Origin of the sequence: Thiocystis minor (assembly GCF_016653465.1) — a bacterium.
GTDB classification, from domain to species: domain Bacteria; phylum Pseudomonadota; class Gammaproteobacteria; order Chromatiales; family Chromatiaceae; genus Chromatium; species Chromatium minus.
On record NZ_NHSQ01000040.1, the window covers coordinates 1 to 8,214 of the forward strand.

The following is an 8,214-nucleotide window of genomic DNA, read 5'->3' on the forward strand; positions in this document are numbered from 1 at the left end:
GTGACAGCCCGGCTTGGAATTGGATACGGTTCATGGGCATGACGGGATTCCTCAGCGAGACGGGGTAACCCACTGTGCGCCTATTTCCAGCGAAAAACTGGCCTGCTGGAAAATCTTTCTAATCAGGAGGAATCATACGTGGCCCGCTCGATCTTGCGGCTGGAAAAGCCGCCGGTGGCATACCCGTCGATCAAGAGCGACAGCAGGGTGGCGGGGTGATAGGGCGGACTGCCGCGCCCAGCATAGGCCCGCTCCAATTCGCTCAGGTCCAACCCTTCCACCACCTCGACGACGTCGCGCGCCAGATGCCCTTCGGGCAGCCAATCCTGCACCGACGGTGGAAGCAGAAAGTCGACATCACGCAGAATCGGACGGAAGTGGCTCATCGGCTCAGGCATCCCAGGGGTGATGCGCCTATTCTACCGGCGGCAGTGCCGCGCGGCACCGGGAAAGTCCGACAGGCTGCTAGACAGATATGACGCAGTTGAGCTTCCGTCGGGTGAAATTCGTAGGCTTTCTCGCGAAGAGATTGCTGAAGGGATGCTCTCTAGTGAAGGAACCCGAGTCAAACTTGATGTTATCTATTCAGATGAAGATTCTGGAAAAGACTCGACGTTTGTTTTTGCGATGACTCTTTTATGTGTCGGTCGGGTACGCATTGGAAGACAAACATTCCCGGAATGTATCGACTAAGCAAAGCAAATCGAATTGCAAAACTTGGGCGCATCGTGATGTACAGGCGGTTTGAGACGGACTTTCCAGTTGTACCGATTCATGATCGCTGGGAAAACACCAAGGCTGGAGTAGAAAAGTCATATGTTGTCCAAACTGCGGCATCGGTGATCGAACGCTGCCTCCTGATGACCACCGATCCCGGCGACTTGATCCTGGATCCCACCTGCGGCTCCGGCACCTCGGCCTTCGTCGCCGAGAAATGGGGCCGGCGCTGGATCACCTGCGATACCTCCCGCGTGGCGCTGACCCTGGCCAAGCAGCGCCTGCTGACCGCGAGCTTCGACTACTACAGCCTGCGCTATCCCCACGAGGGGTTGAAGGCTGGCTTCATCTACAAGACCGTTCCGCATGTCACACTCAAGTCGATCGCGAACAATCCAGAGATTGACGAGCTTTTCGAGGCCATGCACCCGGCCATCGACGCGGCGCTGGCGGCGCTGAACGAATCGCTACGGATCCTGGATCTTGCCCGAGATGAGTTGAAGGCGTGGGAGGTTCCCTTCGACTTTCCGACGGACTGGCCGGAGGCGGCGCGAGCGCCCTTCGATGCCTTCCAGACCGCGCGTCAGGCGATGCAGCGCCGGATGGATGCGTCCATCGCCGCCCATGCCGATCAGGAAACGCTCTACGATCAGCCCGCGCCGGACAAGCGCAAGCTGCGGATCACCGGCCCCTTCTCGGTCGAGGCGGTGCCTTTTCCCACCGTGCTTTCGCTGGACGAGGCGCGCCCGCCCGAGGTGGCGGACGCCGCCGTGGCCCGCTCCGGCGAGTCCGCCCGTCAACATGAATGGCGCGACGAATTGCTAAAGACCGGGCTGCGCGGCAAGGGCGGTCAGGTGCTGGTCTTCGCCGAGCTGGAGACCCTGCCGGGCACTCGGCATCTGCACATCAGCGGCACCCTGGCCGAGACCGGCGAACGCGCCGTCGTGAGCTTCGGCCCCGCCTATGCCGCACTGGAACAGCGTCAGGTGGAGTTGGCGCTGCGCGAGGCCGGCTCGCTGTTTCCGCTGCCGACCATGATCGTCTTCTGCGCCTTCGAGTTCGACCCGGAAGCGGCCAAGGATATCGATGCGATCCAGGGCATCACGGCGCTCAAGGCGAAGATGAACGCCGATCTGCTGACCGAGGATCTGAAGAAGGGCCGCGCCAGCAATCAGAGTTTTTGGCTCATGGGTCAGCCCGATGTGGAGGTCCGCCAGCGCCCGGATGGCCGTTTCGAGGTCGAGATTCACGGCTTCGACTATTTCGATACCAAAAAGGGCGAACTGGTGTCGGGCGGCACCTCCCGGATTGCACTGTGGCTGCTGGATACCGACTATGACGAGCGCTCGCTCTATCCGCGTCAGGTCTTTTTTCCGATGGCAGGGGCCAAGGATGGCTGGTACAAGCTCAAGAAGAACATCCGCGCGGAGCTGAACGACGCCCTGCTGGATCAATATCATGGCACCGTCTCGCTGCCGTTCGCGGCGGGCGAAAACCGCAAGATCGCGGTCAAGATCGTGGATGATCGCGGGATTGAATCCCTGAAGGTTGTCCCCCTGGATTGATTTCAGCAAGCGGGATAACCATAATGGTTACAAAGAACGACCAGGATCCCACCCCAGAACGACGAAACGAGGCAGAATATTCACTGTCTCGCGTTCGCGAACTGGCGAAATTGGGGTGCGTCAGTTACGGCAGCAAGAACGTGCAGCGTGACATCGAGAACTTGCCCTATGTCCTGGAGGACGTGCAAAAGTGTCTCCAGCTTCTCAGGGATTGCCACTTTCACCATACCGAACGCTACGCACCGGGTGAGCCATGGCTTGACGTGTATCACGTTGCTTATCCAGGCCCAACGGGTGTCGTCGATGAGCTTTACATCAAGCTGAAACTCGACCGGGACTGCATCCTCGTGGTCCTGGCGTCGTTCCACCGAGAACGCTAATGACCGACAAGCAACCGATTTGCCCTTTGTGCGAGACAGGTGAGCTTTTCCCGATCACCTATGAAGATACCTTTCAGCATCATGGCGCCGATCTGGTCGTCAGCGAGTTGGAAGGCTATGAATGCCCTCTATGCGGAGCTGATCCGATTTTCGAAGATCAGATTCGGCGCAACCATCGCCGGATCATGGATGCCAAGCGTCGCGCCGATGGATTGCTGACGGGCGATGAGATCCGGGCGCTGCGCGAACGACTTCATTTAACCCAAAGGGATGCTGCAGAATTCTTCGGAGGCGGCGTTAATGCCTTCTCGAAGTATGAACGCGGCGACGTGGCGCAGAGTGTCGCCATGGATCGGTTACTTCGTCTTATGGGCCGCTATCCTTCTCTACTCGCCGAATTGAAGACTGGCGAAGACAAAACGGAGTTAGCTGCGGCGAATTATCGGAGCGGATATACCAGCGGCAATACCGTCCGGTTGCGTGGCACCGCGTACCAATCGGCCGTTTGCCGGGAAAACTCGACTGTCGTTGAGATCGAAACATGGAAACGGACGCGCGCCGCGTGAAGCCTGAAACTGAAAACCTCATTCGCGAAGCAGCCGATGGACTGCGGTTGCGGGATGTCATCCTGTACGAATCCCGCTTGTTCCGCGAATGCGTTCTGCCGGACGTAGAGGATTTTGAAGCTCTCCAGCAGCACAAGCGAGGGGTCAGGTTCTCAATCGGCGAGTGCGAAAATGGACAGACCCTGACCCATGAGTTTCGTGTCCTCGTTTCTCTCGGTGAACGTGTGGTCGATAACGCCGCGAAGGATGATCCGCAAGTTTATTTCGGGGTCGAAGCGGACTATCTGGTCGTTTACGACATGCTTCGAGAGGTGTCGGAAGAGGCGCTCAAGGCATTTGCAGATTTCAACGCGGTGCATAACGTTTGGCCATTTTGGCGCCAGCATGTTTTCGATCTCATCGGGCAAGCCCGTCTCACACCGCTTCAGGTTCCACTGTTCTCCGGAAACGGGCAGTGACCAACCCCAAATCGCTCATCCTCAATTCCCCCTTCGACCCGCCGACCCGGCATTGGGAGCAGTCCGCTGACCGGACGCTGACGCTGATCCCTGCGCGCCGCTCGGCCGGTTACGAACTCTACGACGTGCGCAATAACACCCGGCGCATCGAGCGGCTGGATCTGGTCAACGCGATTCGCGGGCGGGTGGATGACTGGCGCGCCGAGAGCTATCCGGGGGTGACCAGCGTCACCCGTCGCCTGCTGGAACATTGGCACGACCGTTCGGTCCGCGATCACCCTTTCTACTACTGCCAGTTGGAGGCGATCGAGACCCTGATCTGGCTGATCGAGGCCGCGCCGTCCTATCGGCAGGGCATCCACATCCCCGGCGATGGCGGACCCTGGCAGCGGCTGTGCTGCAAGATGGCGACCGGCTCGGGAAAGACCACGGTCATGGCCATGATCATCGCCTGGCAGGTGCTCAATGCGCTGACCTATCCCAAACGCAACCAGGATTTCGCGCGGGCGATTTTCCTGGTCGCGCCGGGCCTGACGGTCAAGAACCGGCTGCGGGTGCTGTATCCCGGCGAGCCGGACAACGATTATGACGCCTTCCAGATTTGCCCCTCGGAGGCGCTGCGCCAGCGACTCAACCAGGCGGAGATCCTGATCGAGAACTGGCATAGCCTGATGCCGCTCAAGGGCGCGCAACGCTCGGTGGTGCGAAAGGGCCAGGAGAGCGACGAGGCATTCACGCGGCGGGTGCTGGGCAAGCTGTCGGGCTACAAGGACATTCTGATCATCAACGACGAGGCGCACCACGCCTATCGGGTACCCGCCGAGGCCAAGATCAGCAAGAAGCAGGCAGCGGAACAGGGGATCGACCTGGACGAGGCGACCCGCTGGATCGAGGGCCTGGACCGCCTCCACAAGACCCGCCGCATCCTGCGCTGTTTCGATCTCTCGGCGACCCCTTTCGCGCCGACCGGCAAGGCAAGTACCGAGGCCGGGCTGTTCGGCTGGATCGTCTCCGATTTCGGGCTCAATGACGCCATCGAGGCGGGTCTGGTGAAGACACCGCGCGTGGTGATCCGCGATGACGCCCTGCCTGACGCCAAGACCTATCGCTCCAAGCTCTATCACCTTTACCGCGATCCGTCGGTCTCGGAAGACTTCAATTCCAAAGCGGAGCCGCACGAGCCGTTGCCCAAGCTGGTGCAGGATGCCTATACCCTGCTGGGGGCCGACTGGCGGGCGGCGCGCCAGAACTGGCGCGACGCGGGGCATGTCTCGCCGCCGGTGATGCTGACGGTCTGCAATCGCACCGAGACCGCCGCGCGGATCGAAGGCTATTTCCGCCAGGGCGACGCCCACTGGCCGGAGCTGCACGATCCCAAGCGCCTGCTGCGGGTGGATTCCAGGGTGCTGGAAAAGGCCGAGATCGGCGAGAACGCGGTGGCGGACAAGGATTACGAGGAAACCCTGAATCACATCGTCACGGCGGCGGCGATCCCCGAGACGCGCAAGGAGCTGATGCGGGAACTGAAAAAGGAAGACTTGTTGCGCGAGCTCGTCGATAGCGTCGGCAAGCGCGGGCGCGCCGGCCAGGATCTCCAGAACGTCATTTCGGTGGCCATGCTGTCGGAAGGATGGGACGCCAGGAATGTCACCCACATCATGGGATTGCGCGCCTTCACCAGCCAATTGCTGTGCGAGCAGGTGATCGGGCGCGGACTGCGGCGCGTGGCCCATGACATGGAGGATGTCACGGGCGAGGATGGCGTGACCCGTCGACTGTTCATGCCCGAATACGTGAACGTCTTCGGCGTGCCGCTTTCGATCTTCCAGGATGTCGGGGACGGCGGAGAACCGCCGCCGCCCCCGAAGAGCAGCGTTCAGGTCGAGTCGCTACCCGAGCGCAACGACCTGGAGATCCGCTGGCCGAACCTGTTGCGGGTGGAGACGGTGGTCCGGCCGGAACTGGTGATCGACTGGACGGCGGTCGAGCCGCTGAATCTGAATCCCGCCGAGACCATCATCAGCGCCGACATCGCGCCCGCGCTGGGCGGGGCGACCGACCTGAGCAAGGTCCATGTCATCGATCTGGAACGACTGCCCGAGGGATTCCGGTTACAGCGCCTGACCTTTCTGGCGGCGCGCAAGGCGTTCGCGGAGATGACGGGATCGTTCCACGGGACCAACGATTATCTGACCTTGCAGTTGATTCGACTGGTCGAGCAGTTTTTCGACTCAGACCGCTTGGAGATTCCGTCGCTGTTTCATCAGGAGCCGCTCCGCAAACGGATTCTGTTCGCGCTGAACATCGATGTCATCGTCCAGCATCTGCTGCGCCATGTGCGCGAGCAGAACACCGAGCGGCTGGAACCGGTCTTCGACGAGGAGGCGCCGATCGGCTCGACCCGCGAGATGCGGACCTGGTACACCACCAAGCCCGTGACCCCGACCATCAAATCGCAGATCAGCCACGCCATTTCCGATAGCACCTGGGAGCATTACACGGCTAACGTCCTGGAAACGAGCGACTTGGTCAGCGCCTACGCCAAGAACGATCATCTCGGGTTCCAGGTGTTCTATCTCTGGAACGGCAGCCGCCGCCGGTTTGTGCCCGATTACCTGATCCGCCTGCGCAATGGCCTGATTCTGATCCTGGAGATCAAGGGTCAGGACAGCGAACAGAACAAGGCGAAGCGGGCGGCTTTGGATGCCTGGGTGCGGACGGTCAATGCCAAGGGCGGTTTTGGTCGCTGGTGTTGGGATGTGGCGTTCGAAGCGGCAGCGGTGCATGACATCTTGGCCAGACAGGCGAGTGAGTCATGAAAGAACGCGCCTGGAAGGGCGGGAGGACGCCGAGACTGAAATCCTCGCCGCCTCCAGAGCGCGTTCTATCAGGAGAAAAGCGATACCGAGGCCGAGCCGATCAGCGTTTCAGCCCCGAGAAGACGGCGAAACGGCCCTCTTGGTACCAACACTTGACCTCGCCGAAACCCGCCTCCCGCAGCCACGCGAATTGAGCGTCGAGCGTTGCCGACTGGTCTTCCCGCATCCGTTCCAGGGCCGCCGTTAAATCGACCTCGGGAATGCCCGCCCGACGGACATGTTCCATCCAGGTGTCGCGATAGACTTTCTCGATATCGGGCGTGGCGCCAAGTATTTGATCCGCGTTCATGAACATGCCGCCAGTGGGAAGCAGAGCATAAACGCGCTGAAATAAGGTTTGTTTGCACGCATCGGTCAGATGGTGAATGGAGAGCGCGGACACCACCACGTCATACTGTCCGGCGAGCGACTCGGAATAATCCGCCGCCACGAACGTAAACCGTTCGGGCGCCGACGCAAACCGCGCCTGGGCCTGGGCGAGCATCGCCTCGGAGAGATCCAGAAGCGTGAACCGTGCCTGCGTGAAGCGTTCCGAAATCAGCCAGGACAGCAGCCCAGTGCCCGCCCCCAGATCCAGCACGCGAAACGCATCCCGAGGCTGGAAGCGAAGACAGGCGACGGCCGCCCCATAAAAGTCATCGAAGCCGGGGACCAGTTGTCGCCGGGCCTGATCGTAGGTGTTGGCCGAGCGATCGAAGCCGTTTTTGATTGCGGTCGTGTCCATCGTTGGATCCTATGTCGATTCCGCTGTGCCGAGTCTGATTTGCAGGCGATGAAGTGTGGCAGTGGTGTCGCAGGTCCGAGCCCGCCAGACAGCGGTTCAAATTGCACTTTCAGACGACGGGATCTCGGGCCACTGGATTTCCAGCCCGGCGATGGCGGACACGGCGGTCGTGCCTTCCAGTTCCACCACGTCCGGCTTGCCGAAGGCGCCCTGCTCGCCGAGCCGGTAGATGGTCAAGACGCGGTCGATCGGATGCAGCAGCCAGTATTCGCGCACGCCATGACGTTCGTAAAGCGCGCGTTTGCGGATCTGATCGTGGACGGCGTTGGAGGGCGAGAGGATTTCGACGACCCAGTCCGGCGCGCCGTGACAGCCTTTGTCGTCGAGCTTGGACGGATCGCAGATGACGGCGACATCGGGTTGCACGACGGTGTCGACGCGCGCGTCGGCCTCGTCGCCCTTGGGCAGGCGCACGTCGAAGGGGGCGACATAGATGCGGCAATTCGAACTGGCCAGTTGCGGATGGATCTGCGCGGCGAATTCGACCACGAAATCCTGATGCAGGCGCGTGGGCGCGGGCGCGGGCGCCATGGCGAAGGCGACGCCATCGATGAGTTCCCAACGCTGATCGTCGGGCCATTGGCAATAATCGCCATAGGTGAAATGAGTCGCCATGATTGCGGGTTGAGAAGCGGATTGAGACATCTTGACGACTCCATGGTTTAGCCCAAGTTTAACGCCTCAGATTATTTCTCTTTTAAGATCATCCGCTTACAGCGGAAAAAATCGCTCAGTGGCACTACATTCGTGAAATTTTGTGAAACCGGACGATTCAGACAATCATTTTCTGTATCCCTCCCGGGCTGGGATCGCTGCCCAGCGCCTGGATGATCGCCAGCTGCGCCGGCTCGGCGCGGGTCGCCTT

The 8,214-nt window shown here is 60.7% G+C and carries 7 protein-coding genes and 1 pseudogene; 5 read left to right on the plus strand and 3 right to left on the minus strand.

Annotated features, from left to right (window positions below; all coding sequences use genetic code 11):
* Positions 1-128: 128 nt before the first annotated feature.
* Positions 129-386 (minus strand): annotated as a pseudogene (locus CCR95_RS03425) (transposase); the annotation flags it as partial.
* Between the two features lie 345 nt (positions 387-731).
* Between CCR95_RS03425 and CCR95_RS03430 the strand changes: the two are divergent.
* Genes CCR95_RS03430 through CCR95_RS03450 form a run of 5 tightly spaced genes read left to right on the plus strand, consistent with a single transcriptional unit; the run spans position 732 to position 6,505 of the window.
* Positions 732-2,282, plus strand: coding sequence for a DNA methyltransferase (locus tag CCR95_RS03430; RefSeq protein WP_242523039.1), 1,551 nt, complete (start codon positions 732-734; stop codon positions 2,280-2,282).
* A 23-nt stretch (positions 2,283-2,305) separates the two neighbouring features.
* A complete protein-coding gene (locus CCR95_RS03435) occupies positions 2,306-2,662 on the plus strand; it encodes a type II toxin-antitoxin system MqsR family toxin (protein ID WP_201091879.1) in 357 nt (118 codons plus the stop codon).
* Entirely contained in the window at positions 2,662-3,228 is a 567-nt protein-coding gene (locus CCR95_RS03440) for a type II toxin-antitoxin system MqsA family antitoxin (RefSeq protein WP_201091881.1), read from the plus strand. Before CCR95_RS03435 ends, CCR95_RS03440 begins: the two co-directional genes overlap by 1 nt.
* Positions 3,204-3,686, plus strand: coding sequence for a hypothetical protein (locus tag CCR95_RS25135; RefSeq protein ID WP_242523040.1), 483 nt, complete (start codon positions 3,204-3,206; stop codon positions 3,684-3,686). Before CCR95_RS03440 ends, CCR95_RS25135 begins: the two co-directional genes overlap by 25 nt.
* The gene (locus CCR95_RS03450; RefSeq protein ID WP_201091882.1) at positions 3,683-6,505 is read left to right on the plus strand and encodes a BPTD_3080 family restriction endonuclease; all 2,823 of its coding nucleotides are present in this window, start codon (positions 3,683-3,685) and stop codon (positions 6,503-6,505) included. The genes CCR95_RS25135 and CCR95_RS03450 overlap by 4 nt, the downstream gene beginning before the upstream one ends.
* Before the next feature lie 100 nt (positions 6,506-6,605).
* On the opposite strand, the gene CCR95_RS03455 is transcribed toward CCR95_RS03450, so the two are convergent.
* Both CCR95_RS03455 and CCR95_RS03460 read right to left on the minus strand, forming a co-directional pair.
* Positions 6,606-7,289, minus strand: coding sequence for a class I SAM-dependent methyltransferase (locus CCR95_RS03455; RefSeq protein WP_201091883.1), 684 nt, complete (start codon positions 7,287-7,289; stop codon positions 6,606-6,608).
* A gap of 96 nt (positions 7,290-7,385) precedes the next feature.
* On the minus strand, positions 7,386-7,994 hold the full coding sequence (locus CCR95_RS03460) for a Uma2 family endonuclease (protein ID WP_201091884.1): 609 nt from the start codon (positions 7,992-7,994) through the stop codon (positions 7,386-7,388).
* Positions 7,995-8,214 lie beyond the last annotated feature (220 nt).